Genomic DNA, 23,459 nt, shown 5'->3' on the forward strand with positions numbered 1-23,459 from the left:
ACGCCGGGGCCCGCCTCAGCGGCCCGCGACCCGGTCGGCGACCCGCGCCAGGAGGGACGTCGGGCCCGCGGCCCCGGCCCGGGCCTCGCGGCGGTCGGCCCAGCGGTAGGCGGCGTAGAGCCCGTGCACGGCCGCGAAGCGCAGCGGCTCGGGCTCCCAACGGCGCTGCGGCCGGTTCACCCACGGCATCGCCGTGAGCTCCGTGGAGCGCCCGAGCACGAGGTCGGCCAGGGTGCGCCCGGCCAGGTAGCTCGCCGTGACGCCCGTGCCGACGTAGCCTCCGGCCGAACCCAGGCCCGTGCGCGGATCGTGCCGCACGGAGGCGTGCCAGTCCCGCGGCACGGCCAGGACGCCGGACCACGAATGCTCGATCCGCGCGTCGGCGGCGTCGGGGAACATCCCGGCCAGCACGGAGGCCAGCTGCGCCGCCGTGCGCCCGGCCGTCACGCCGTCGGCGTCCACGCGCGAGCCGTAGCGGTAGGGGACGCCGCGGCCGCCGATCGCGATCCGCCCGTCGGCCGTGCGCTGCAGGTACACATACGCGTGGGCGAGGTCCTCCACCGTCTCGCAGCCCGCCCAGCCGATCCGCTCCCACACGTGGTCCGGGAGCGGCTCGGTGACGATCATCGAGGAGTTCATCGGCAGCCAGAGCCGGTGCAGTCCCTTCAGGTCGGCTGTGAACCCCTCCGTGGCGCGCAGCACGTGGCGCGCGGTGACGCGCCCGCGCCCGGTGAGCGCGGCAGGGAAGGAGGGCCCCGGCGTCGTCCTCCCGCCCGCGCCCGCCCCGACGATCTCCCGCACCGGCGTGTCCTCGTAGATCCTCACACCGAGCCGCTCGACGGCGTCCGCGAGGCCGCGCACGAGCCGTGCGGGCTGGATCCGGGCGCAGTGCGGGAGGTGGAGCGCGCCGAGGGCCCCGGAGATCCGCAGCCGCCCGGCGGTCTGTTCCGCATCGAGACGGACGGCCCCGTCCTCCGGCCACCGGGCCTCCTCGCGCTCCAGCTCGTCGAGCCGGGCCAGCTGCGCCGGGTTGCGGGCCACGAGGAGCTCGCCGCCCTTGACGGCGTGCGCGTCGATCCCCTCCGCGGCGGCGGTCGCGATGACGTCGTCGACGGAGGCGTTGAGCAGCTCCTGGAAGCGGCCGGCGAGCGCGCGGCCGTGCGAGGCCGCGTAGCCGTTGCGGTCGCCCGTGATGGTGTTGGCGAGCCAGCCGCCGTTGCGCCCGGAGGCCCCGAAGCCGGCGAAGCGGGCCTCGAGCACGGCGACGTCGAGCGACGGATCGGCGCGCTTGAGGTGGTAGGCCGCCCAGAGGCCCGTGTAGCCGGCGCCGACGATCGCGACGTCGACGTCGAGATCCCCCGGAAGCGCCGGCCGCGGCGCGGGCAGGCCCGTCCCCGCGTACCAGAAGGACACCCGCCCGTGAGTGGTCATGGCAGCAAGCTACCGCCGGGCGGGCGGCGCGTCCACGCGCGCCCGGGCCGGATGCGGCAGACTGGTGCCATGTCCGCACCCGTGCAGCACCGCTACGCCGTCTTCCTGCGCGGCATCAACGTCGGCGGCATCCGGATCAAGATGAAGGACCTCGCCGCCGCGCTCACCGCCGCCGGCTTCACCGGTGTCGCGACGTTCCTGGCCTCCGGCAACGTCGTGCTCGGCTCGGACGCCGATCCGGCCGACGGCGGCGCGGAACACGTGAAGTCCGCCGTGGAGTCCACCCTGCGGGAGGCCTTCGGCTACGAGGCGTGGGTCGTGGTGTTCACGCCCGGGGAACTGACGGAGATCGTCGACGGCTACCCCTTCGAGGCGCCGTCCGACGGCGTGCCGCACCACGACTACGCGGTCCTCACGACGGGCGAGGACGTGGCCGCGGCGCTGGCAGCCGAGATGGTGGAGCCCTCCCCCATCGAGCGCGTCGCGACCGGGCGCCTGGCGCTGTACTGGCAAGTGCCGAAGGGCGCCAGCCTGGAGACCGCGGTGGCCAGGGCCTCGGCGAAGTCGAAGCTCGCCACCCGGACCACGACGCGCAACCTCAAGACGCTGCGCAGGGTCCTCGCCGCCTGCTAGCGCCGCGAGAGCGGGCCGTCCTCGATGCGGCGCGGGCCGTTGATCATCACGGCCCCGGCGAGCATCACGAGGATGCAGCCGCCGAGCATCGCGAACGACGCCGCCCAGCCGCCCGTCGCGTCGTGGACGACGCCGAAGACGAGGGGGACCAGCGCGGCTCCGGCGTAGCCGAGACCCTGGCTGAAGCCGGAGAGCACGCCGGAGCCGTAGGTCGTGCGCGAGCGCAGGTTGACCATCAGCAGGGCGGTCGCGAACGTGCCCTGGCCGAGGCCGGAGAACGTCATCCACACGAGCGTTCCCTCGAGCGGGGAGAAGAACAGCCCGGCGTGGCCGACGATCCAGCACGCCGTGAACAGGCCCACCGCGACGATCGGGTGGCGCAGCCGCGGGACCCACAGCGGGACGAGCAGGCTCACCGGGAGGCCGAGGATCGCGAAGTAGGCCAGCGCGCTGCCCGCCGTCCCGGCGTCGACGCCTTGGGAGGACAGGTACGGGGGCAGCCACGTGAAGTAGACGTAGGTCTGGGCCGAGTTCCCGGCCAGGAAGATGGCCAGCCCCCAGGCGACGGGGTGCTTCCACGGGTTGAGCCTGCTCCCCCGGGGCACGGGGACGGCGACGCCCGGGACTCCGGTGCCGCGTCCGGCGTCGTTCCCTTCCGCCCGGCGCTCGGCGCGGTCGCGGAGCAGCTGCACCGCCCAGGGGAAGAGGACGACGGCGGAGGCGAGGGTCCAGAACGTGATCGAGCCGCGCCAGCCGAACGCGCCCGCGAGAGGGACGGCGAACTGGGGGCTCATGGCCGTGCCGATCGCGAGCATCGTGACGTAGCCGGAGGTGACGACGCCGAGCCGGTCCGGGAAGTAGCGCTTGACGAGCGGCGGCAGCACGACGTTGCCGATCCCGTAGCCGGCCATCGTGACGGCGGACAGTGCCAGGAAGGCCGGCACGGTGTCGACGAACGCGCGCGCCAGCTGGCCGGCCATCGCGAGGCCGACCGCGAGCAGGAGCGTGCGCTCGAGGCCGAACCGGGCGATGAGCCGGGGCGTGCCGAGGCCGGCGACCGCGAAGATGCCGGGCGCGAGCATGGCCAGGACGCCCGTCGTCGCGGACGTGAAGCCGAGCTCGGGGCCGATCTCGCCGAGCAGCGGGGGCACGGCGACGACGGCGGCCCGGAGGCTCAGCGCCATCAGCAGGATGCCGAGCAGCGCGCCGATGCGGCCACGCCATGGCCGGCGCGGGAGCGTGAACGCCACGGCTCAGCCGGCCTTGAGGCGGTCGACCTGGAGCAGGAGCTGCTCCATCGAGCCGCCGAAGCGGCTCGCGCTGGACTGCGGGTCCTCGGCGCCGGGCATGATGGCGTGGTAGTAGAGGCCTTCGCCGATCAGCATGATGGCCGCGGCGGCGTGCGGGTCCCCCACCTCGTCGGCGATCAGGCCGAGCCACTGGCCGTGGACGCGCTCCAGCGCCTCGCGGGCCGGCTCGTGGTTGGCGGAGGCGAGGCGGACGACGGCGGCGAAGTAGGCGTCGAGCTCGGTCCCGACCAGGACGGAGCTGCGGACGAAGTGGCGGCTGGGGCCCTCGGCCGAGGTGGCCATGGATACGAGGTCCTCGTCGACGATCTCGAGCAGGCGCTGCACGACGCCGTCCGCGAGCGCGTCCTTGGACTTGAAGTGGTAGAGCAGGCCGCCCTTGGAGACGCCGGCCAGCTGGGCGGTGGCGTCCATCGTGGCACCGCGCTCCCCGTCCCGCCTGAGCAGGTCTCGGTACGCCTCGAGGATCTTCTCCCTGGCGGCTGGTGGTCGCGGCATGAGTAGCACTCTAGCGCTTGGGGCTGTGGTGGAAGTCATCGGTGTGACGGCTCGCCAACTGAACCGTCCAGCCGGTACAGTTATCGGCATGGAACAGCTTGATCCCGTGCGCGGGGCCGCACCGCGCATCACCGCCTCGGCCACTTCCGCCACGGCCACCGCCGCCGCGCGCCGCTCCGCGGCCGGGACCACGACCGGCCGCGGAGCCGGCCCGGGCGCCGGCCGCCGCTGGGCGGCGCTGGCCGTGCTGATGTTCCCGGTCCTGCTCGTGGCCGTGGACAACACGGTGCTGAGCTTCGCCGTTCCCGCGGTGTCGGCCGCGCTCGAGCCGAGCGCGCAGCAGCTGCTGTGGATCATCGACATCTACCCGCTGGTCCTGGCCGGACTCCTGGTGCCCATGGGGAGCCTGAGCGACCGGCTGGGGCGGCGCCGCATGCTCCTGATCGGGGGCGCCGGCTTCGCAGTGGTCTCCGCGGCGGCCGCGTTCGCGCCGCATGCCGAGGCGCTCATCGCCTCCCGTGCCTTGCTGGGCTTCTTCGGCGCCATGCTCATGCCGGCCACCCTGTCCCTGATCCGCAACATCTTCGAGGACCCCTCCGAGCGCCGCACCGCGATCGCCGTCTGGGCCGCCGGCTTCTCCGGGGGCGCGGCGCTGGGGCCGATCCTGGGCGGGTGGCTCCTCGAGCACTTCTGGTGGGGCTCGGTGTTCCTCCTCGCCGTTCCGGTCCTGGTCCCGCTCCTGGTGCTCGGCCCGTTCCTGCTGCCCGAGTCCCGGGACCCGTCGCCCGGGCCCGTGGATCCCGTGAGCATCCTGCTGGCCACCATGACGCTGCTGCCGCTCGTCTACGGCATCAAGGCGGCCACGACGGCCGAATCGCCACTGGTTCCCGTCCTCGCCGCCGGGCTCGGTCTGGCCTGCGGCGCCGTGTTCGTCCGCCGCCAGCTCGCCCGCAGGAGCCCGATGCTGGACGTGAGGTTGTTCCGCAACCCCGTCTTCAGCGGGGCCCTCTCGGTGAACCTGCTGAGCGTGTTCGCGTTCGTCGGCTTCATCTACTTCCTGGCCCAGCACCTGCAGCTGATTGCGGGCCTGACGCCGATGCGGGCCGGGATGATGATGCTCCCGGGGCTCGGCCTGACGGTGCTGTTCGGATTCCTCGCGGTCCCCCTGGCCCGGCGGCTGCCCGTCTCGCGGCTCGTGGTCGCGGGGCTGGGGCTGAACGCGGTCGCCTACGGGATCGTACTGGCGTGGGGCCACACGGGTTCCGTCGTGGCGCTCATGGCGGCGTTCAGCGTGCTGGGCGCGGGCGTGGGCCTCGCGGAGACGCTCTCCAACGACATGGCCCTCTCGGCCGTTCCTGCCTCGAAGGCGGGCGCGGCGTCGGCGATCTCGGAAACCGCCTACGAGGTGGGCTCCGTGCTCGGGACGGCGGTGCTGGGAAGCATCCTCAATGCCGCCTACTCGCGCAACCTCGTCGTCCCGTCGATCGTGGAAGCGGGCGACGCGGACCGCGCCACGCAGACCCTCGGCGGCGCCCACCAGGTGGCCGGGGAGCTCGCGGCGCAGGAATCGGCCGCGGCCGCCCGCCTGCTGGAGTCCGCCGCCCACGCCTTCGACTCCGGCGTCACGATCACCGCCGGCATCGCGATCGTCGTGACGCTCGTCGCCGCCGTCGTGGTGTCCCGGGCGCTGCGCGGGAAGGCCTGACCGGGAGGCCCGCTTCGCCACCCGCGGACTACGCCGCACCGCGCCGGCGGCCATGCCGGGGCGTGATGTCGAGGACGAGGTCGGCGGGAAGTCCGTTCACCGGGGTCCCCGGCAGGGGCGGAGCCACCGAGGTCGTGGCGGGGCCGCCGGGCCTCGTCGTGACCACCGCGTGGCGCCCCGCCTCGGCCTCCGACACGGTCTCCTCGGACCATCCTTCGGCCTCCTTGTCGTAGTTGCAGGCCTCGCAGAGGCCCTGCCCGTTGTCGGTTGACGTCGCGCCACCGGCCGCAAAGGCCACGACGTGGTCGATGTGGCGGATCGGGGCGTCGCACCACGGCGTACGGCACGTGGCATCCCGCGTGGTGATGAACTTCTTCATCAGCGTGGGGAACGCCCTGGCACGGGAGTCCATGGCCATGAGCTCTCCGGAGCCGGGAGCCGTGTACAGGCGCCGCAGCCAGACCCGGGCGGCCTTGTCGCCCGGAGGAGCATCGGGGGCCCCGGGCGGCTCGCCGCCGACGTCGCCATCGTCACCGTCCGCGTCGCCGTCGACGACCACTCCGGACGACCCGGGGATGAACGTGCATCCCACCAGGGACCGTGCCCACTGGGCGGGAACGACGCCGTAGCCATTCAGTAAGGCCGGCTCGGCGTCCCCCTGGAACAGCGTCCTGTCGGTCATGACGAGTTGGATCTCGAGGTCGACCGGTGCCCGTGCGGGACGGCCGGTGACGCGTTCGACGAGCGTGTCGGCCATGATCTGCCCCCGGGAGCGGCGGTCGCCGGAGGCCCGGCACCGCTCGGCCTCCTGGGAGAGCGCCGCGACGACGGACACGCCGGCGGCGACCGGCAGCAGGGCCGTGACGTTGACCATCGTGTCGGGGGCGGGCCGCGAGGTCACGCGGCGCTCGGACTCGGCCTTCGCGGCCCGGGCCACGACCGAGTGCGGATCCAACGCCTGCGCCAGTTGCTGGGCCCGCGCCGCGAGGGCGCGGGGCCCGAGGCCGTCGACGCGAACCAGGTCCGAGCACATGTCCTCGTCGATGCGCCGGCGGTCGTCCAGCGCGAGGCAGGCGGTCTCCCGGGCCAGAAGCGTCGCTCCCCACTCGTCCAGAACGCCCTGGGACAACGCCCTGAGCGTGTGGGGCATCTCCGTCACGAGGATCTTGCCCAGACCGAGATGCCTCTTGCCCCGATGCGGGGACTCCCTGCGGGCGATCGCGAGCTGGGCTGCGACGCCCTGCCCCTGCCGCTCGGCCGGGACGCCCCGCGCGGCACGGTCCGAGCGCACGACGTGGTCGAATCCGGCGGCGAGCCGGGCCTGTGCCGCGCAGGCCGCCGACTTGAGGACTTCGAGCTCCCTGAGCATCTCGAGCGCTTCGTCGGCCGAGTGGTCCGGCAGGCCGGAATCCGGGTCGAACAACGCGGCCGAGCCCACGAGCGCCGCAAAGGCCGCGACCCGACGGGCGCTCAACCGCAAGGCGGGTTCGGCAGGGGCACCGAGCATGTCTGGAACCGGCCCTCCCGGCGGCTCCAACATCGATTCTTCGAACATGTGTACTACTCTACGGACGCGCCCCGACACTTTGCCCCGGCACCCCGGCCCCGTGGACAACCCCGCGGAATCCAGCGCTGTGGAGGGCGGCTCGCCCACGATCCACGCAACGCATCACACGTTCAGCCGGTACCCCCGTTTGATGACCGTCGCGACGAGCGCGGCCGCCGGCAGCGCCTGCCGCAAGCGGCTCACGGCCATGTCGAGCGCGTGCTCCCCGGGCGACTCGGGCAGCAGCCCCATGAGCTCGGAGCGCGGCAGCACGGCCCCCTGGGCGTCGGCGAGCGCGCGGAACATCGCCAGCTGCGAGGCCGTCAGCTCGGTCTGGGCCCCGCCGAGCTCGACGGTGTTCCCCCGCACGACGCACTCCCCCAGCGTCGTCGCATAGCGTTGCGTCCCGCGGTCGCCGAGGAACTCGACGACCTGCCGGATCAGCGCACCCATCCGGTACCGCTCGGGCACGAGGGGTTCGATCCCGGCGTCGTACAGGGGTTGCGCGGTGACGGGCCCGACGGCCGCCGCGGTCAGCGTGGTCTGGAACGCCTGGACGAGCTCCCAGTACCTCCCGCGTTCCTGGGCCGCGCTCCAGAGCGCGTCGACGGCCGGCGCGGAGGTGAAGGTGACGACGTCGAGCCCACCCCCGCAGGCGGCGTCGATGAGCCGCTCGACCTTCTCCTCGCTGTCCTGCGGCACGACCCAGCGGTAGGGCGAGACGGTCAGGACGCGGGCGCCGGCCGCGCTCAGCCGGGCGATCCCGTCGAGGTCGGTATGCCCGTGCAGCTGCAGGGCCACGGTGCGCCCGTCGACGCCGCGCTCGATCACGGCGTCGACGAGGGTCGCGGTCCGCTCGTCGTCGCTGATGCCGTCGTCGGTGAACCCGGCGGCGCGGACGGCGCCGCGCGCCTTGGGTCCGCGCACGTGGATGCTGGCGGATTCGAGGACCTCGGCGAGCGCCTCGCCGTGCCCGTGGGCCTCGGCGGCGTCGATCCAGCGCCGCATCCCGTAGGCGGTGGTGACGAGGAGGTAGTCGGGCCGGGCCTCGATGATGCGCCGCGTCTCCTCGACGAGCTCGGCGTCCTCCGCGATGGGGGCGATGCGCAGCACGGGGGCGTGGAGGACGCACCCGCCGCGGCGCTCGAGCGCCTCGATGAGCTCGGTGGAGCGCCGGTCGGAGGTCACGCCGATCCGGAAGCCGGCGAGCGGGGCGGCGGGCGCCGCCGAAGCGGGGGAACCCTCGGCGGGGACCGGAGGGAGGACGACGCCGGGGCCCGGGCCGGGTGCGGAGCCCTCCTGGGGCACGGGGCCGGCCGCGGGGCCGGGTCCGGGCTCCACGCACACGCGGCGCGTCACGGGCCCACCTCCAGGGCCGCGGGAACGGCCGCGGACATCCGGGCGGCCTGCGCGATCCAGTCGGACCCGAGGGCCACGACGTCGCCGATGACCACAACGGCCGGGGAGGCGCAGCGGGCGCGCGCCGCGGTGGCCGCGAGGGCGTCGAGCCGGGCGGTGGTGGTGCGCTGGGTGTCGCTGTAGCCGCGCTCGATGACGGCGGCGGGCGTCGAGCCCGCGAGGCCGTGGCGCAGCAGGCCCGCCGTGGTCTGCGGCAGGGTCGCGACGCCCATGAGCACGACGATCGTCCCGCCGAGCCCGGCGAGGTGGCGCAGCTCGGCGTCGGAGAAGGGCTCGTGGCCGGAGACCACGGTGAACATCTTGGACACGCCGCGATGGGTCACGGGGATTCCGGAGGAGGCGGGCACGGAGACGGAGGACGTGATGCCGGGGATGACGGTGACGGGGATGCCGGCGGCGGCGCACGCGGCCGCCTCCTCGCCGCCGCGGCCGAACACGAACGGATCGCCGCCCTTGAGCCGCACGACGGCCTTGCCGGCCAGCGCGGCCTCGACCATGCGCTCCTGGATCCGCTCCTGCGGGACCTTGTGGTGCCCGGGCGTCTTGCCGACGTCGACGAGTTCGGCGCCGGGGGCGAGCTCCGAAACCGTCCCGCGGGGCCCGAGCCGGTCGTAGAAGACGATGTCCGCCCCGGCGAGCGCGCGCACGCCGTCGACGGTCAGCAGCCCGGGCGTCCCGGGGCCTCCGCCGACGAGCGTCACGGTCCCGGCCGCGCCGGCGCCCTCCTCGCGGAGCAGGGGGATCCGGCGCTCGCGGGAGAGGGCCGGCAGGAAGCCCCAGCGGGCGTCGCCGTCCTCGACGGCGACGATCAGGCTCGCGCGCCCCAGGACGGGGCCGAGCGCGGCGAGGTCGGAGGGTGCGACGGCGGACATCACCTCGGCGCCGAGGGTGCGGTAGCGGGCCCGGGCCCGGCGGGAGGCCTCGAGCGCGCCGCAGACGACGACGGTGTGGCCCTTCAGGTCCAGCGTCCCGGGGATCACCGGGCACCTCCCGCGGGGGCGCCGACGGGGATCGTGCCGCCGAGCGGGACGGGACCGGCGGGGCGGCGCTGGCCGCGCTCCTCGACGTAGGAGAGCGAGTCGTCCTTCTGGTTCGGCGCGTTGACGAAGGAGCGGAAGCGGCGCAGCCGCTCGGGGTCCGCGAGGGTCGCCGCCCATTCGTCCTCGTAGGTATCCACGTGGCGGGCCATCGCGGCCTCGAGCTCCTCGCCGAGGCCGAGGGAGTCCTCGACGACGACGGAGCGGACGTGGTCGATCCCGCCGTCGAGGGCCTCCATCCAGTGCGCGGTGCGCTGCAGGCGGTCCGCGGTGCGGATGTAGTACATGAGGTAGCGGTCCACGTACTTCACGAGCGTGGCGTCGTCGAGGTCCTGGGCGAGCAGCTGGGCGTGGGCCGGGTTCGCGCCGCCGTTGCCGCCGACGTAGAGGTTCCAGCCATCGGCCGTCGCGATGACGCCGACGTCCTTGCCGCGGGCCTCGGCGCATTCGCGGGCGCAGCCGGAGACGCCCATCTTGAACTTGTGCGGCCCGCGCAGCCCGCGGTAGCGCAGCTCCATGGCGATCGCCATGGCCACGGAGTCCTGCACGCCGTAGCGGCACCAGGTCGAGCCGACGCAGCTCTTCACGTTGCGCAGCGACTTGCCGTAGGCCTGCCCGGATTCGAAGCCGGCCTCGACGAGCTCCTTCCAGATGTCCGGGAGCTCCTCGAGCCGGGCGCCGAACATGTCGATCCGCAGGGCGCCGGTGATCTTGGTGTAGAGCCCGTACTTCTGCGCGACGGCGGCGATGACGCCGAGCTTCTCCGGGGTGATCTCGCCGCCGGGGATGCGCGGGACCACGGAGTAGGTGCCGTCCTTCTGCATGTTGGCCAGGGCGCGGTCGTTGGTGTCCTGCAGGCCGCCGAGCCCGCCGTCGAGCACGTAGGCGGAGTGCTGGGAGGCGAGGATGGAGGCGATCGCGGGCTTGCAGATGTCGCAGCCCAGACCCGTGCCGAAGCGCTCCATGACGGCCTCGTAGGAGTGCAGGCCGGCGAGCCGGACGGCTTCGAAGAGCTCGGCGCGGGAGAACGCGATGTGCTCGCACATGGCGCGGGAGACCTCGACGCCGGACTTGACGAGCTCGCGTTCGAGGAGCTTCTTGAGCATCGGCACGCAGGAGCCGCACTGGGTGCCGGCGCGCGTGCAGGACTTCAGCGCGGGAAGCTCCTGGACGGGTTCGCTGCCCTCGCACGTCCCGCAACCGCCGACCGCGTCGCGGATGGCGCCCGCGGTGACGTTGTTGCAGGAGCACAGCACGGCGTCGTCCGGAAGCTCGGACTCGGGGGCCTCTCCCCCGCCAGCGGCGGAGAGGTAGGCGCCGGGCTCGCCGGGCAGCTCGCGGCCCAGGAGCGGGCGCAGCGAGGTGTAGGGGGCGGCGTCGCCGACGAAGATGCCGCCGAGCAGCGTCCTCGCGTCGTCGCTGACCACGAGCTTCTGGTAGACGCCGCGGGCCGGGTCGGCGTAGACGACCTCGAGCGCGCCCTCGGAGCGGGCGAACGCGTCGCCGAAGCTCGCCACGTCGACGCCGGAGAGCTTGAGCTTCGTGGCGGTGTCGAAGCCGCCGAACTCGGCGTCGCCGCCGTTGAGCCGGTCCGCGACGATCTCCGCCATGGTGTTCGCGGGGGCGACGAGCCCGATGCACATCCCGTCGAAGTTGGCGACCTCGCCGACGGCCCAGACGTGCTCGACGTCGGTGCGGCACGCGGCGTCGATGACGATCCCGCCGCGGGCGCCCATCCGGAAGACGGGAGCGTCCTCGGTGCCGAGGCGGGCGTTGACCGTCCGAGCGATCTCGTCGCGCGGGCGGACCCCGATGGAGACGACGACGAGGTCCGCGTCGATGACCCGCCCGTCGGCCATCTCGACCCCCGTGACGCGGGCTCCGCCGTCGTCCTCCGCGGTCAGGACGGCGGCGGGGAACACGCCCCCGTGGACGGTGAGGCCCTTGCCCGCGATGAGCCGGCCCATCGCCTGGCCCGCGCCCTCGTCGAGCTGGGTGCCCATGAGCCACTTGCCGCCGTCGATCACGATCGGCTCGGCGCCGAGGGACTGCAGGCCCGCCGCGGCTTCGAGGCCCAGCAGGCCGCCGCCGATCGTCACGGCGTTGATCGTGCGGCCGTAGCGCTCCGTGAGGACCGCGACCTGTTCGTTGATCGTCCACACGTCCTCGAGGGTGCGGTAGACGTGCGTGTGCTCGTTGCCGGGGATCGGCAGGGTCGCGGCGTTGGAGCCGGTGGCCAGGACCAGCTCGTCGTAGCCGAAGCGGCGGCCGTCCTCCGTCAGCACCTCGCGGGCGTCGAGGTCCAGGTCGACGGCGCGGGCCCCCGTGACGAGCTCGATGCCGGGCGTCTCCCAGAGGCCCCGCTCGCCGAGGGTGAGATCGACGTCCGTCTCGGTGAGCGCCTTGGAGAGGGCGACGCGGTCGTAGGGGACGTGGGCCTCCTCCGTCAGGACGGTGACGGTGCTGCCGTCGAGGCCGCGGGAGGCCATGGCCTCCGTGAAGCGGTGGGCCGCGGGGCCGCCGCCGATCACGACGACGCGGCGGGGCGACGGGGCGCCCGCGGCACCGCTGGCGGCTTCGGGGATGCTGTGGTGGCTGCTCATGGTGGGTCCTCGCTTGGTTCGCGCCGTGGTGGGCAACGCGGTGGTGCGGCCGGAGGGACGCCGTGGCGTGCACCCCTCCGTGGTGCTGTGGATCCAGCCTAGGAAGCGGGTTTTGCCCCGTGGTGTCCGAAGTGTTTCGGCGGCGCAACGTTGTCTTCCTGCACCCCCGGAATCCCGGTGAGCCGGGCGAAACCTGCCGGAAACATGGGCGCCGGGCGCCGCCAACCGGCGCCTCACGCGGTGCCCGGGACCGGCGTGAGAGCGGATTTACGGCAGGGAAACGGGCGCGGAACCGGACCCGTAACACGGCGCTGACAGGCTGGCCGCCAAGACACCGACACACGGGACCGACACACCGGACCCCCGACGCACCGAACCCCTGAGGAGCACACCATGACCATCCTGATCGACGAGGCCCGCACCCTCTCGTCCGCCACGTGGCGTCCCGCCTGCCGCTTCGACGACCTCGAGCCCGGTTGGGGCGAGGCCGCCTGGATCGACGGCACGCAGGTCGCCCTCTACCGCTTCGCCGACGGCATCGTCCACGCCGCGGGCCAGCGCTGCCCCGCCACGGGGGCGCAGGTCATGGCCCGCGGCATCATGGGCAGCCGGATGATCGACGGCACCCTCGTCAAGACGATCGCGAGCCCCCTGCACAAGCAGGTGTACCGGCTCGACGACGGCACGTGCCTCGGCGAGCCGGGCCTCGCGCTCCCGGTCTATCCCGTGCATGTCGATGACGAGGGCCGGGTCTTCGTGGACCTGGACGGCACGGAGCGCGCCGGGACGGAGGCCTCGGCATGAGCACGGGCCTGCTGATTCCGACCCCGCCCGCGTCCGCCCCGGCGTCGAACGCCGCGTGGTCGGGGTGGGAGCCTCCCGTCGTCGCCGGCACCCTCGTCGCCGCGGCCCACGGGACCTCGAGCCCCGCGGGCCGGGCGGCGGTCGGCGCCCTGGTCGAGGCCGTCGCCGCGGCCCGGCCCGAGCTGTCCGTCCTCCCGGCGTTCGTCGACGTGCAGGAACCGGACGTGTCCACGGTGCTGCGCCTCGCCGGGCGCAACCCGCGGATCGTGCCGCTCCTGCTCTCCGCCGGCGTGCACACCCGGCGGGACCTCGCCGGGGACGCGGGCCGGTTCCCGGGCGCGACCGTGGCGCGGGCCCTCGGCCCGGACCCGCGCATCGCCGAGGTCCTCGGACAGCGCCTCGAGGAGGCGGGCCTGCGCCGCGGAGACCACGTCGTGCTCGCGTGCGCCGGATCCAGCGATCCGCAGGGCGTCGCCGATTGCCGGGTCATGGCCCGGATGCTCTCCGAGCACCTCTCGCGCCGCGTGGAGCCGGCGTTCGTCTCCGCCGCCGAGCCCTCGATCGCCTCGGCCGTGGAACGCGCCGCCGAGCGTTCGCGCCGCTCCTGGTTCCGCGGCGGGCGGCTCGTGCTCTCCAGCTACCTCCTGGCGCCCGGCCACTTCGCGGCCCGCGTGGCCGGCGCGGGGGCAAACGTCGTCACGGCCCCGCTGCTGGCGGCGGGGCGGCCCGTTCCGGAGCGGCTCGTGGAGCTCGTGCTCGAGCGCTACACCCAGCCGTAGGGGTTAATACGGGGTAACCCGGGGGCGAACTTTTCCACCCGATCCGGGGACCCGGTAGGTTCTGGGCGTGAAGTCGCGTATCGTTGCGTGTGTAGTCGTAGTTTTCTCGCAGTAAATTCAGTGCCAAGTCCCCGTCAGCGGGGCGTGTCTCTTTGTGACTCGCGGTAAATCTCGTAGCTGCATGCGGCCACCACGTCCGGTGGCTGCTCCCCTACGTCCCCTGCGGACAGTCTCGAAAGGACACCAACATGGCAACCGGCACCGTTAAGTGGTTCAACGCCGAAAAGGGCTTTGGCTTCATCGCCCCCGATGACAACTCCGACGACGTCTTCGCGCACTACTCCGCGATCCAGTCCAACGGCTTCCGCTCCCTCGAAGAGGGCCAGCGCGTTGAGTTCGAGGTGACCCAGGGCCAGAAGGGCCTGCAGGCCACCGACATCCGCGCCCTCTAGGCAGCAGTCGCACACAGAAGGCCCCGGACCGATTGGTCCGGGGCCTTCGTGCGTCCGGGGCAGAGTTCCGGGCGCGGGGGCCGGGACTCCCGCTGCTACGGCAGGAGCCCCGAGTGGCCGCGGGCGGCCGCCGTGCGGCGGGCCTCCTCGTGGCGGGCCAGGACCGCTGCGCGGGCGGCGCGGCCCGGCGTGCGGAGGGCGGCGTGCCGCGCCGCACGGCGGGCGGCGTGCCGCGCCGCACGGCGGGCGGTGAGGACGTCGCCCCAGTCCTGCAGCGCCGCTCCGGCGCCGATGAGCGCGTGGGCGAGCACCGACGTCGTGCCGTCCCGGGGGACCGAGCGGAGCGGACGGGCGGGGGTCTCGAGTGCGGTGGACGGAGTGAGGGGCCGGGGGGCAAGCGTGCTGGTGGTCATGGCCGGGATCCTTCGGCGGGAGGTTCTTGCGGTGGCGCGGGAAGCCGGTCGCGGGCGTCCGGATGGGACGGGTCGACGAGCGGGAACGCGTTGAAGTGCAGCTGCACGGGGCGGGCCTCGGGGCCGCCCGTGCCGCGGTATTCCTCGACGAGGTCGGCGAGGAAACGGACGACGCGCTGGGAGAGCTCTTCGAGCCGGGCCGCGTCGAGGCGCAGGTTGGAGGAGTTCAGCACCGAGCTCTGCATCCATTCCTGGGGCAGGCGCTCGTCGCCGAAGCGGATGAAGTCGTCGAGGGCCTGGGCCCTGTTCTGCTCGAACTGCCGGGCGACGATCCGGGCCGCCGCGAGGGCCGCGCGGTCGTCTCCGTCGTCCGGAGGCGAGATGTTGATGGCGCCGGGAGGCCTCTCCCACCACCGTTCGCGGGCCGAGCCCTTGCCCTCGACCTCGCGGACCAGATCGTGCTTGGCCAGCTGGCGGAGGTGGTAGCTCGTCGAACCGCTCGACTCGCCGATCCGCGCGGCCAGCCCGCTCGCCGTCTGCGCTCCGTAGCGGGAGAGCATCTCCAGCAGCTGGAGGCGGATGGGGTGGCTCAGGACCTTCAGGGCCGCCAGGTCCAGCTGGCGGCTGCCGTACCGTTCGGCGTGGTCGTCGGGGTTCATGCTGGAAGACTACGCTTGCAAAAGAATCTTTGCAAGCATTTCTTTGCAACGGGATCTTTGCACTTGGCGGCCGCCCGTCGGGGCAAGCGATGCTCCTCACGGATCCCGGCGGGAATGCCCCGCGCCTCCCGGCGGTTGCCGCCTACGTGAGCATCCCCCTTTCGGTCCTCGACCTCGCCCCCGTGCCCGTCGGCGGTTCCGCCGCCCAGACCTTCGCCGAGTCCGTGGAGCTCGCCCAGACCGCGGAAGCCGCCGGATACCGGCGGATCTGGTACGCGGAGCACCACAACATGGAGCGCATCGCCTCGAGCGCCACCTCGGTGCTGATCGGGCACATCGCCCACCACACCTCCTCGATCCGGCTCGGGGCCGGCGGGATCATGCTGCCGAACCACTCGCCGCTCGTGATCGCCGAGCAGTTCGGCACCCTGGCCACGCTCTTCCCGGACCGGATCGACCTGGGACTCGGCCGCGCGCCGGGCAGCGACCAGCTGACCTTCCGCGCCCTGCGGCGCGATCCGGCCGCCGCCGAGGCGTTCCCCCACGACGTCCTCGAGCTGCAGGCCTACCTCGGCGACTCCTCGCGGATCAACGGCGTCAACGCCTACCCCGGACAGGGCACCCGCGTGCCGCTCTACCTCCTCGGCTCGAGCCTCTTCGGCGCGCAGCTCGCGGCCCAGCTGGGCCTGCCGTACTCCTTCGCCTCCCACTTCGCCCCGGATGCGCTGACCCAGGCCGTCGCGCTGTACCGGGAGCGCTTCGAGCCCTCGGAGCAGCTCGCCGAGCCCTACGTCATCGCCGGCGTCAACGTCGTCGCCGCCGAGGACAACGCCACGGCCCACCGGCAGCTCGAGCAGCTCAAGCGGGACCGCGTCGCCGCGTTCCTCGGCCGCGGCCGCGCCGTGCCCTTCACGCCGGAGGAGACCGAGATGCTCCTGGAGTCCCCGGCGGGCGAGAACATCCTGGCCATGCTCAAGTACACGGCCGTGGGCACGCCCCAGGCCGTGCGCGAATACCTCGAGGGCTTCGCCGCGCACGCCGGCGCCGACGAGCTCATCACGGTCCACGGGGCGAGCGGTCCCGGCGAGCGGCTGGCCTCCGTCCGGCTCGCCGCGCAGGCGATGGGGCTCGTCCCGGCCCGCGCGTCCTGAGCGAGGACGGAGTTCCGGGCGCCCGGTGGAAGCCGGGCCCTGTTCCCATCCCGCCCCGCGGGTCCTACGCTGTGCATCAAGGGGGACGGCCGGCCGGCCGCCGCCACGCTGAACGGCACGCGGAACAGGAGAGGCACCATGGGCAACCCCTACCTCGAACCAGCGGGAGAGCCCCGGCAGGGCTTCCCCCGGAGCGTCAAGGACGCCCTGCCGGCCGGTGGGTTCTCCGGGATCTTCAAGGCCGCCGAGCTGCCGACCGAGCTCAAGGTCTCCTACTACATCTGGGTGATCGGCGGCCTGCTCGGGCTGGTGTTCGGCCTCCTCGGCTTCTTCGGGATGCTCTTCGCGCTCGGCCTGTTCGCCGCGGCGGGGGCCGGTGGCCTGGGCGTGCTGGCGCTCGTGCTGATCGTCGTCTCGCTCGGCCTGGCCGCTGCGCAGGTCCTCATGGCCATGAAACTCAAGGAGCGCGAGCTGTGGGCGCGGACGGGCCTGACCGCGATCGCGGTGCTCTCCCTGCTGCTGGCCTTCTGGTCGGCGGGTGCCACCGCGGCGATCGGCAATGCGGCGGGCGGGAACTGGTTCGGAGTCCTCGTCGCCGGCACCGCGACGGTGCTGATGTGGCTGCCGAACTCGAGCGCCTGGCTCGCCGGACGTCCCGCCTCGGGGACCGGAAGGATGCTCTGACCCGGGCCGCGGCCCACCACACGACGGGAGGACGAGATGAGCGACTACTACGACGACACGGTGTTCGACGAGGAGGCCGACGACGACCTGTTCCCGGGCGAGGACGGACGCGACGGCCAGCCCTACGGCGGGTCCTCCGACGCCCCGGAGACCATGGCGGCCCTCGACCCGCTGCGCAAGCACGCCTACCTGACCGACGACGACCTCGAGAAGCCCGAGGACCTCGACAACGAGGACGACGGGCACGACAAGGACGAGGACGCCGAGTGGCCGGAGGAGGACGACGGCTTCGGCGACGACGAGCGCGTGGACCTCGAGGACGAGGACCGCGACAGGGACTGAGCGGGCGACCGGGACTGAGCGGGCGACGGGGACTGAACCGGCGGCAGCTGGGCCAGCCCGCGCTAGCATGGACCAGCGGCACCCGCCGCCCGGCACCGTCCAGCGCAAGGAACCTTGATGGTCAATCCCGTCCACTTGCGGACCCTCCTCGAGGTCCTGCGCCTGGGCTCCTTCGCATCCGCCGCGACGTCGCTCGGCTATACCGCCTCCGCCGTCTCCCAGCAGATGGCCGCGCTCGAGCGGGACACGGGCGTCGTGCTGTTCCGCCGCTCGGCCCGGGCGATCGAGGCCACCGAGGCGGCGTCCGTCATCGCCCGGCACGCCCGCCGCGTCCTGACCGACCTCGAGGCCCTTACGGCGGCCGGAGCCACGGCCGCGGCCGGGCAGGGCGGGAGCGAACTGCGGATCGGCCTCTTTCCCTCGCTCGCGAGCCACGTCCTGCCGCGCCTGCTCGCCGATGCCGCGTGGCAGAGGCTGGGCCTGTCCCTGCGGCTGAGCGTGGGCGAGCCGCACCAGACGATCCACGCCCTGCAGCAGGGCGGCGAGCTGGACGTCGCGCTCGTCTTCCAGGTGGGCCAGGCGGGGCTCGCCTGGCCGAGCAGCCTCGAGCGGCAATGGCTCGGCGACGACCCCTTCCGCGTGGTCCTCCCCGCCGCGTGGGGGATCCGCTCCGGCGCCGAGGTGACGGCGGACCAGCTCGCGAACATGCCGTGGCTCCTGCACCATCCCGGGACCCCGGACGCCACCGTGATCTCGCGCCTCTTCGCGGCGGTGGACCTGCACCCGCGCGTCGTCGCCTATTGCGACGACTTCAACGCCTCCCTCCGCCTCGCCGCCGCCGGGCTCGGCGCCGCGCTCGTGCCGCAACTGGCCCTGCAGGAGGCGCCCGACGGCGTCGTGCTGGTCGACGTGCCGGAGATCCGGCTCGCGCGGGGGATCTTCGCGCTGCGCCCCGGAGGGCGGGGGCCCGGCGCCCCGGTCGACGTGCTGCTGGAGCGGATCTCGGCCGAGCTGCGGCTCCTGCGGATCGGCGGCTGAGCCCCCGGGCCGCCGGTTAGCGCCGCAGGCGCAGGGCCTCGCCGATCCGGGCGGCGGCCTCCTGCACGCGCGGCAGCACGGCGGCCGCGGCGTCCTCCGGCGAGGAGTCGGCGTGGGGGCTGCCGGGCACGGTGCTCATCGAGAGGTTGATCGCGGCCGCGGGGGTGCCGTCGGGGGCGAAGACCGGCACAGCGAGGGAGCGCAGGCCGAGCTCGAGCTCCTGGTCCACGAGGCACCAGCCCTGCTCCCGCACGCGCTCCAGCTCGGCGCGGATCGCGGCCGGGTCCGTGAGGGTGTGCGGCGTGAACGCCTCGAGCGGGCGCACGGTCAGGGCCGCGTCGAGCGCCTCCGGGGACAAGTGGGCCAGCAGGACGCGGCCCATCGACGTCGCATGCGCGGGGAAGCGCGTGCCGACGGCGATGCCGACGCGCATGATCTTGCGCGTGTGCACGCGGGCGATGTAGACGATGTCCGGCCCGTCCAGGACGGAGGCGGAGGAGGATTCGCCGAGCTCGGCGGAGAGCCCCTCGAGCACGGGCTCGATGAGCTGCGGCAGCGTGTGGCTGGAGAGGAACGCGTAGCCGAGCTGCAGCACCTGGGCCGTGAGCTCGAACTGCTTGCCGTTGCCGCGCACGTAGCCGAGGTCGGCCAGGGTCAGCAGGAAGCGGCGCGCCGTGGCCCGCGACAGGCCCGTGCGCTTGGCGACGTCCGTGAGGGTCATCGCGGGATGCTCGGCGTCGAAGGAGCGGATGACATCCAGCCCGCGGGCGAGCGACTGGACGAACTGCTGCCCCGCGCCCTGCTGGGCCGGGGCACCCAGGGCGGCTCCGGCGTCGTCATCCATGCGGTACCTCCGTGCTGGCTCTGTTCGGGGCGGGAAGGCGCCCGGAACCATCCTATGCGCGTCAGGACCGCCGCTCAGCCGACCTTCGTCTCCACGTGCAGGTGGTCGAAGTGCATCGTCGTGGCGTTCCAGCCCCGTGGGTTCAGGTGCCGGCCCCAGCCGCCCTTCGAGTACGGGCCCCACTGTCCGTCCTGGCTCAGCCAGATCCGGTCCCGCCAGATGATGTAGTCCACGCCGAGGCGGCGGTGGTTGGCGACGAGGTAGGCGGCCATCGCGTCGCCGTTGCGGATCCCGGCGGCCGTGTTCCAGCCCTTGACCATGAAGTCGGCGCCGAGGCCGAGGCGGTGCCCGATCGAGCCGTTGCGCAGGGTCCCGACGGAGCCGTAGCTGCCCCCGTGGCGGGCCTTGACGTCCGCGAGCATGCGGGCCGTCACGGGCTGCAGGTAGGCGGGCGCCTTCGTGGCCAGGTTGGTCACGAGCGTGCCCTTGATCCAGCCCGTGCCGCGCGAGGTCTTCACCTGCGACCAGCCGTTGCGGCTCGCGAGCAGCGGCATCATCTCCCCCGCCGGGACCACGCCGAGGCTGCGCGTGGCCGTCGAGGGGCCCGTGCGGACGTTGGAGCGGTAGAGGGCCCAGCGGTGCGTGCTCGAGGGCAGGATCGTGGCGCCCGTGTAGACGGTCGCGGTCGTGGACAGGTCGCGCGTGGGCACCCAGCCCTCGCTCCCGGGGGCCTTGACGTAGGACCACGCGCCGGAGGCGCGCACGAGCGTGGCCCGGGTGCCCTTCGTGAAGGCCTGGAGGCGCTTGGACGCGAACGTCGGCTGCGCGTAGAGGGCCTGGGATCCGCCGAACCAGCGCGCCGTGGAGGCCGGGGCCGGCTTCGCGGGGGCGGGCGCGGCGACGAGGTAGGTGCTCGAGGCCCAGCCGGTCTTCGCCCCGTGCCTGACCTGCCACCACGTCCCGGAGACCTTGCCGGTCCGGGCCACGACGGTGCCCTTCGGCATGATCCCCAGCGAGGCGTGCTGCGTGCCGGCGGCGGCGCGCAAGTGCAGGTTCGCGGTGGTCCGGGCATGGGTGGCGGCCGGGGCCGCCGGGACCGAAACGCGAGCGGCGGCGGTCGTTACCGCGACGGAAGAAGACGACGCCGGGGCGGCACCCGCGCCGGGCACGGTGCCGAACGCCGTGCCCGCGAGGGCCAGCGCGAGGGCGCCCGCGGCACCGCGGCGCAGGAGGCGGCGTGGGACGGGGCGTGGGAGGCGGAGCGTGGCCGGGGAACCGCCGGGGACTCCGGGCGTCCGGGCGGGCTGGGGTGAGACCGACATGAGCCGACCCTAGCCGCCCGGGCCGCCGGGGTCACCCCCTGGGCGGCCCGGGATCCGGCGTCTAGCCCCGGTGCAGCTGGACCGGGAGGCGCTCGGCGAGCTCCTCGAAGGTGGTGCCGTGGGTCGAGCGGACCACGACGCGCCCGCCCTCGAGCAGGAACACCGCCGATTCGGTGTAGATGCGGGAGACGCAGCCGAGCCCGGTGACGGGGTAGCTGAGGGCCTCGACGAGCTTGGAGGCGCCGTCCTTCGTGAAGAGGCCCATCATGACCCACGTGGCTTTGGCGCCGATGGCGAGGTCCATGGCGCCGCCGACGGCCGGGATCGCCCCCGGGGCGCCGGTGTGCCAGTTCGCGAGGTCGCCCGCGGCGGAGACCTGGAAGGCGCCGAGCACGCACACGTCGAGGTGCCCGCCGCGCATCATCGCGAAGGAGTCCGCGTGGTGGAAGTAGCTGGCACCGGGGAGCTCGGTGACGGGGATCTTGCCGGCGTTGATGAGGTCCTCGTCGACGTCCTCCCCCGTCGCCACGGGGCCCATGCCGAGCATGCCGTTCTCGGTGTGCAGGGTGACGTCCTGTTCCGAGGTGAGGTAGTTGGAGACGTTCGTGGGCTGGCCGATCCCCAGGTTCACGAACGAACCGGCCGGGATGTCGGCGGCGACGAGGCGGGCCAGGGCGTCGCGGTCGAGCGGCGCGGCGGTGGAGGCGTGGTGCACGGGGGCGTCGGTCGTGGTCTGCGGGCTCGGGTTCACGCCGCGGCTCCTTCGGTGGTGGCGGGCAGGGGAAGCACGGTGTCGACGTAGAGGCCGGGCGTCACGACGACCTCCGGATCGATGCCGCCGAGGGGGACGACCTCGTCGACCTGGACGATCGCCTGGCGCGCGGCGGCGGCCATGATGGGGCCGAAGTTGCGGGCCGTCTTGCGGTAGACGAGGTTCCCGGCCGTGTCGGCGCGCAGGGCCTTGATGAGGGCGACGTCGCCGTGGATCGGGGTCTCCAGGACGTAGCCGCGGCCGTCGATGACGCGGGTCTCCTTGCCCTCGGCGAGCAGCGTGCCGTAGCCGGTGGGCGTGAAGAAGCCGCCGATGCCGGCGCCGGCGGCGCGGATGCGTTCGGCGAGGTTGCCCTGCGGGACGAGTTCGAGCTCGATCTCGCCGGCGCGGTAGGCCTCGTCGAAGTGCCAGGAGTCGGACTGGCGGGGGAAGGAGCAGATGACCTTGGCGACGCGGCGCTCCTTGATGAGCAGCGCGAGGCCGGCGTCGGCCTGACCGGCGTTGTTGTTCACGACCGTCAGGTCCGTGGCGCCGCCGTCGAGCAGGGCGTCGATGAGCTCCATGGGCTGGCCGGCGTTGCCGAAGCCGCCGATCAGGACGGTCGCGCCGTCGTGGATGCCGGCGACGGCGTCGGCGGCGGAGGTGGCGATGCGTGGTGCCATGGGGGTTCTCCCGGGATGGTGGCTGGGTGTTTGCGGGGCGGTGGTCAGTGGGTGGCGGCGGTGTTCTCGAGGACGACGGCGAGGCCCTGGCCGACGCCGATGCACAGGCTCGCGACGCCGTAGCGTCCGCCGGAGTCCTGCAGGCGGCGGGCGAGGGTGCCGAGCACGCGCAGGCCGGAGGCGCCGAGCGGGTGGCCGATCGCGATCGCTCCGCCCCACGCGTTCACGATGTCCTCGTCGATCCCCCACTGGCGGACGCAGGCCAGCGACTGGGCGGCGAACGCCTCGTTGAGTTCGACGGCGGAGACGTCCGACCACGTGATGCCGGCGCGCTTGAGCGCCGTGTTGGCGGCCTCGACGGGGGCCTCGCCGAAGTACTGCGGCTCGTTCGCGGCGGCGCCGCGGCCGGCGATGCGGGCGATCGGCTCGAGCCCGAGCAGCCCGGCGGCGCGCTCGGATCCGAGCCAGGCGGCGGAGGCGCCGTCGCTCATGGGCGAGGCGTTGCCGGCCGTGACGGTCGCGGTCTCGCCCGTGCGGAAGACGGTGCGCAGCCCCGCGAGGACCTCGGGCGTGGAATCGGCGCGGACGGTCTCGTCGCGCGCGAACTCCGTGCCCTTCCGGGTGTTCGGCGGGACCGGGACCACGAGGCCGTCGTAGCGGCCCTCGTCCCACGCGGCCGCGGCGAGGCGGTGGGAGCGGGCCGCGAACACGTCCTGCTCCTCGCGCGTGATGCCGTGCTTCTCGCGCAGCTGCTCGGTGGCCTCGCCGAGGGAGACGGTCCACTCGGCCGGCATCTGCGGGTTCACGAGCCGCCAGCCGAGGGTCGTGTTGGCGAGCTCGAGGTTGGCCACGGGGTAGGGGCGCTCGGTCTTGGGCAGGACCCAGGGGGCGCGGGACATGGACTCGGTGCCGCCGAGCAGCATCAGCTCCGCCTCGCCGAGCTCGATCTGCCGGGAGGCCATCATCGCGGCGTCGAGGGAGGAGCCGCACAGGCGGTTCACGGTGGTGCCGGGAATCGAGGTGGGCAGACCGGCGAGGAGCGTGGCCATGCGGGCGACGTTGCGGTTCTCCTCTCCGGCGCCGTTCGCGTTGCCGAAGACGACCTCGTCGATGGAGCCCGCATCGAGGGCCGGGGCGCGCTCGACGAGGGTGCGCACGACGTGCGCCGCGAGGTCGTCGGGCCGGTGCGAGGCGAGGGCGCCGCCGATCTTGCCGAAGGGGGTGCGTACGGCGTCGTAGACAAAGGCCTGCTGCATCGAAGTCCTCACCTCGGGAAGTCAACATCAAAAAGTTCACATGATGCACTCATGTGCGTACTGTGAACTCTACCGTGTGATGGCGTGCGCCACAAGGGCCCG

Annotated in this window: 23 protein-coding genes; 9 read left to right on the top strand and 14 right to left on the bottom strand. The window is 73.6% G+C overall.

What is annotated here, in order from left to right; all coding sequences use genetic code 11:
* Positions 1-15 precede the first annotated feature (15 nt).
* Positions 16-1,431 carry an NAD(P)/FAD-dependent oxidoreductase gene (locus ACQ3I4_RS06200; protein ID WP_329862041.1) on the bottom strand — a complete coding sequence of 472 codons (1,416 nt, stop codon included), beginning with the start codon at positions 1,429-1,431 and terminating at the stop codon, positions 16-18.
* 69 nt (positions 1,432-1,500) lie between these two features.
* Here ACQ3I4_RS06200 and ACQ3I4_RS06205 point away from each other — a divergent pair, with 69 nt between their 5' ends.
* Positions 1,501-2,064, top strand: a complete 564-nt coding sequence (locus tag ACQ3I4_RS06205; RefSeq protein ID WP_329862042.1) for a DUF1697 domain-containing protein — start codon at positions 1,501-1,503, stop codon at positions 2,062-2,064.
* Here ACQ3I4_RS06205 and ACQ3I4_RS06210 read toward each other — a convergent pair.
* On the bottom strand, positions 2,061-3,314 hold the full coding sequence (locus ACQ3I4_RS06210; RefSeq protein WP_329862043.1) for a CynX/NimT family MFS transporter: 1,254 nt from the start codon (positions 3,312-3,314) through the stop codon (positions 2,061-2,063). The two genes, ACQ3I4_RS06205 and ACQ3I4_RS06210, sit on opposite strands and share 4 nt — an antisense overlap.
* A 3-nt stretch (positions 3,315-3,317) precedes the next feature.
* Positions 3,318-3,869 carry a TetR/AcrR family transcriptional regulator gene (locus ACQ3I4_RS06215; protein WP_329862044.1) on the bottom strand — a complete coding sequence of 184 codons (552 nt, stop codon included), beginning with the start codon at positions 3,867-3,869 and terminating at the stop codon, positions 3,318-3,320.
* A gap of 88 nt (positions 3,870-3,957) precedes the next feature.
* Here ACQ3I4_RS06215 and ACQ3I4_RS06220 point away from each other — a divergent pair, with 88 nt between their 5' ends.
* Positions 3,958-5,574, top strand: coding sequence for an MFS transporter (locus tag ACQ3I4_RS06220; protein WP_329862045.1), 1,617 nt, complete (start codon positions 3,958-3,960; stop codon positions 5,572-5,574).
* Between the two features lie 28 nt (positions 5,575-5,602).
* Here the strand turns inward: ACQ3I4_RS06220 and ACQ3I4_RS06225 are convergent, their stop codons facing one another.
* From ACQ3I4_RS06225 to nirB, 4 genes are all read right to left on the bottom strand, one after another.
* Entirely contained in the window at positions 5,603-7,129 is a 1,527-nt protein-coding gene (locus tag ACQ3I4_RS06225; protein ID WP_329862046.1) for an HNH endonuclease, read from the bottom strand.
* Positions 7,130-7,243: 114 nt separating this feature from the next.
* Positions 7,244-8,428, bottom strand: a complete 1,185-nt coding sequence (locus ACQ3I4_RS06230; RefSeq protein ID WP_430633173.1) for a uroporphyrinogen-III synthase — start codon at positions 8,426-8,428, stop codon at positions 7,244-7,246.
* A gap of 47 nt (positions 8,429-8,475) precedes the next feature.
* Positions 8,476-9,516: a uroporphyrinogen-III C-methyltransferase gene (gene cobA / locus ACQ3I4_RS06235; RefSeq protein ID WP_430633174.1), complete on the bottom strand. Its 1,041-nt coding sequence runs from the start codon at positions 9,514-9,516 to the stop codon at positions 8,476-8,478.
* Complete coding sequence (gene nirB, locus ACQ3I4_RS06240) at positions 9,516-12,179, bottom strand: nitrite reductase large subunit NirB (protein ID WP_329862049.1); 2,664 nt, start codon at positions 12,177-12,179, stop codon at positions 9,516-9,518. Before nirB ends, cobA begins: the two co-directional genes overlap by 1 nt.
* 393 nt (positions 12,180-12,572) lie before the next feature.
* On the opposite strand from nirB, the gene nirD reads away from it, so the two are divergent.
* From nirD to cspE, 3 genes are all read left to right on the top strand, one after another.
* A complete protein-coding gene (gene nirD, locus ACQ3I4_RS06245) occupies positions 12,573-12,983 on the top strand; it encodes a nitrite reductase small subunit NirD (RefSeq protein WP_329862050.1) in 411 nt (136 codons plus the stop codon).
* Positions 12,980-13,762, top strand: coding sequence for a sirohydrochlorin chelatase (locus tag ACQ3I4_RS06250; RefSeq protein WP_329862051.1), 783 nt, complete (start codon positions 12,980-12,982; stop codon positions 13,760-13,762). Before nirD ends, ACQ3I4_RS06250 begins: the two co-directional genes overlap by 4 nt.
* Before the next feature lie 248 nt (positions 13,763-14,010).
* Complete coding sequence (cspE, locus tag ACQ3I4_RS06255) at positions 14,011-14,214, top strand: transcription antiterminator/RNA stability regulator CspE (RefSeq protein ID WP_329862052.1); 204 nt, start codon at positions 14,011-14,013, stop codon at positions 14,212-14,214.
* Positions 14,215-14,309: 95 nt separating this feature from the next.
* Here cspE and ACQ3I4_RS06260 read toward each other — a convergent pair whose 3' ends face one another.
* A complete protein-coding gene (locus tag ACQ3I4_RS06260; protein WP_430633125.1) occupies positions 14,310-14,627 on the bottom strand; it encodes a hypothetical protein in 318 nt (105 codons plus the stop codon).
* Positions 14,624-15,286, bottom strand: coding sequence for an ArsR/SmtB family transcription factor (locus tag ACQ3I4_RS06265; protein ID WP_329862054.1), 663 nt, complete (start codon positions 15,284-15,286; stop codon positions 14,624-14,626). Before ACQ3I4_RS06265 ends, ACQ3I4_RS06260 begins: the two co-directional genes overlap by 4 nt.
* Before the next feature lie 146 nt (positions 15,287-15,432).
* Here ACQ3I4_RS06265 and ACQ3I4_RS06270 point away from each other — a divergent pair, with 146 nt between their 5' ends.
* From ACQ3I4_RS06270 to ACQ3I4_RS06285, 4 genes are all read left to right on the top strand, one after another.
* The gene (locus ACQ3I4_RS06270; RefSeq protein ID WP_329862055.1) at positions 15,433-16,437 is read left to right on the top strand and encodes an LLM class flavin-dependent oxidoreductase; all 1,005 of its coding nucleotides are present in this window, start codon (positions 15,433-15,435) and stop codon (positions 16,435-16,437) included.
* Positions 16,438-16,575: 138 nt separating this feature from the next.
* Positions 16,576-17,121 (top strand): hypothetical protein, encoded by a 546-nt coding sequence (locus ACQ3I4_RS06275; protein ID WP_329862056.1) that lies wholly within the window; start codon positions 16,576-16,578, stop codon positions 17,119-17,121.
* 36 nt (positions 17,122-17,157) lie between these two features.
* Positions 17,158-17,463 carry a hypothetical protein gene (locus tag ACQ3I4_RS06280; RefSeq protein ID WP_329862057.1) on the top strand — a complete coding sequence of 102 codons (306 nt, stop codon included), beginning with the start codon at positions 17,158-17,160 and terminating at the stop codon, positions 17,461-17,463.
* A gap of 117 nt (positions 17,464-17,580) precedes the next feature.
* Positions 17,581-18,501 carry a LysR family transcriptional regulator gene (locus tag ACQ3I4_RS06285; RefSeq protein ID WP_329862058.1) on the top strand — a complete coding sequence of 307 codons (921 nt, stop codon included), beginning with the start codon at positions 17,581-17,583 and terminating at the stop codon, positions 18,499-18,501.
* 16 nt (positions 18,502-18,517) lie between these two features.
* On the opposite strand, the gene ACQ3I4_RS06290 is transcribed toward ACQ3I4_RS06285, so the two are convergent.
* From ACQ3I4_RS06290 to ACQ3I4_RS06310, 5 genes are all read right to left on the bottom strand, one after another.
* Positions 18,518-19,345: an IclR family transcriptional regulator domain-containing protein gene (locus tag ACQ3I4_RS06290; protein ID WP_329862059.1), complete on the bottom strand. Its 828-nt coding sequence runs from the start codon at positions 19,343-19,345 to the stop codon at positions 18,518-18,520.
* 74 nt (positions 19,346-19,419) lie between these two features.
* Entirely contained in the window at positions 19,420-20,667 is a 1,248-nt protein-coding gene (locus tag ACQ3I4_RS06295) for an SH3 domain-containing protein (protein WP_329862060.1), read from the bottom strand.
* A 61-nt stretch (positions 20,668-20,728) separates the two neighbouring features.
* Positions 20,729-21,382 (bottom strand): 3-oxoacid CoA-transferase subunit B, encoded by a 654-nt coding sequence (locus tag ACQ3I4_RS06300; RefSeq protein ID WP_430633175.1) that lies wholly within the window; start codon positions 21,380-21,382, stop codon positions 20,729-20,731.
* 32 nt (positions 21,383-21,414) lie between these two features.
* Positions 21,415-22,101 carry a 3-oxoacid CoA-transferase subunit A gene (locus ACQ3I4_RS06305; RefSeq protein ID WP_329862062.1) on the bottom strand — a complete coding sequence of 229 codons (687 nt, stop codon included), beginning with the start codon at positions 22,099-22,101 and terminating at the stop codon, positions 21,415-21,417.
* Between the two features lie 44 nt (positions 22,102-22,145).
* On the bottom strand, positions 22,146-23,357 hold the full coding sequence (locus ACQ3I4_RS06310; RefSeq protein WP_329862063.1) for a thiolase family protein: 1,212 nt from the start codon (positions 23,355-23,357) through the stop codon (positions 22,146-22,148).
* Positions 23,358-23,459 lie beyond the last annotated feature (102 nt).

It is taken from the genome of Zafaria sp. Z1313 (genome assembly GCF_050563205.1).
GTDB lineage: Bacteria > Actinomycetota > Actinomycetes > Actinomycetales > Micrococcaceae > JAZDCJ01.

Coding starts and splice junctions, on each gene's coding strand:
- ACQ3I4_RS06200 (WP_329862041.1), bottom strand. CDS start 1,431: ATGACCACTCACGGGCGGGTGTCCTTCTGGTACGCGGGGACGGGCCTG.
- ACQ3I4_RS06205 (WP_329862042.1), top strand. CDS start 1,501: ATGTCCGCACCCGTGCAGCACCGCTACGCCGTCTTCCTGCGCGGCATC.
- ACQ3I4_RS06215 (WP_329862044.1), bottom strand. CDS start 3,869: ATGCCGCGACCACCAGCCGCCAGGGAGAAGATCCTCGAGGCGTACCGA.
- ACQ3I4_RS06220 (WP_329862045.1), top strand. CDS start 3,958: ATGGAACAGCTTGATCCCGTGCGCGGGGCCGCACCGCGCATCACCGCC.
- ACQ3I4_RS06225 (WP_329862046.1), bottom strand. CDS start 7,129: ATGTTCGAAGAATCGATGTTGGAGCCGCCGGGAGGGCCGGTTCCAGAC.
- nirB (WP_329862049.1), bottom strand. CDS start 12,179: ATGAGCAGCCACCACAGCATCCCCGAAGCCGCCAGCGGTGCCGCGGGC.
- nirD (WP_329862050.1), top strand. CDS start 12,573: ATGACCATCCTGATCGACGAGGCCCGCACCCTCTCGTCCGCCACGTGG.
- ACQ3I4_RS06250 (WP_329862051.1), top strand. CDS start 12,980: ATGAGCACGGGCCTGCTGATTCCGACCCCGCCCGCGTCCGCCCCGGCG.
- cspE (WP_329862052.1), top strand. CDS start 14,011: ATGGCAACCGGCACCGTTAAGTGGTTCAACGCCGAAAAGGGCTTTGGC.
- ACQ3I4_RS06260 (WP_430633125.1), bottom strand. CDS start 14,627: ATGACCACCAGCACGCTTGCCCCCCGGCCCCTCACTCCGTCCACCGCA.
- ACQ3I4_RS06265 (WP_329862054.1), bottom strand. CDS start 15,286: ATGAACCCCGACGACCACGCCGAACGGTACGGCAGCCGCCAGCTGGAC.
- ACQ3I4_RS06275 (WP_329862056.1), top strand. CDS start 16,576: ATGGGCAACCCCTACCTCGAACCAGCGGGAGAGCCCCGGCAGGGCTTC.
- ACQ3I4_RS06280 (WP_329862057.1), top strand. CDS start 17,158: ATGAGCGACTACTACGACGACACGGTGTTCGACGAGGAGGCCGACGAC.
- ACQ3I4_RS06285 (WP_329862058.1), top strand. CDS start 17,581: ATGGTCAATCCCGTCCACTTGCGGACCCTCCTCGAGGTCCTGCGCCTG.
- ACQ3I4_RS06290 (WP_329862059.1), bottom strand. CDS start 19,345: ATGGATGACGACGCCGGAGCCGCCCTGGGTGCCCCGGCCCAGCAGGGC.
- ACQ3I4_RS06295 (WP_329862060.1), bottom strand. CDS start 20,667: ATGTCGGTCTCACCCCAGCCCGCCCGGACGCCCGGAGTCCCCGGCGGT.
- ACQ3I4_RS06305 (WP_329862062.1), bottom strand. CDS start 22,101: ATGGCACCACGCATCGCCACCTCCGCCGCCGACGCCGTCGCCGGCATC.
- ACQ3I4_RS06310 (WP_329862063.1), bottom strand. CDS start 23,357: ATGCAGCAGGCCTTTGTCTACGACGCCGTACGCACCCCCTTCGGCAAG.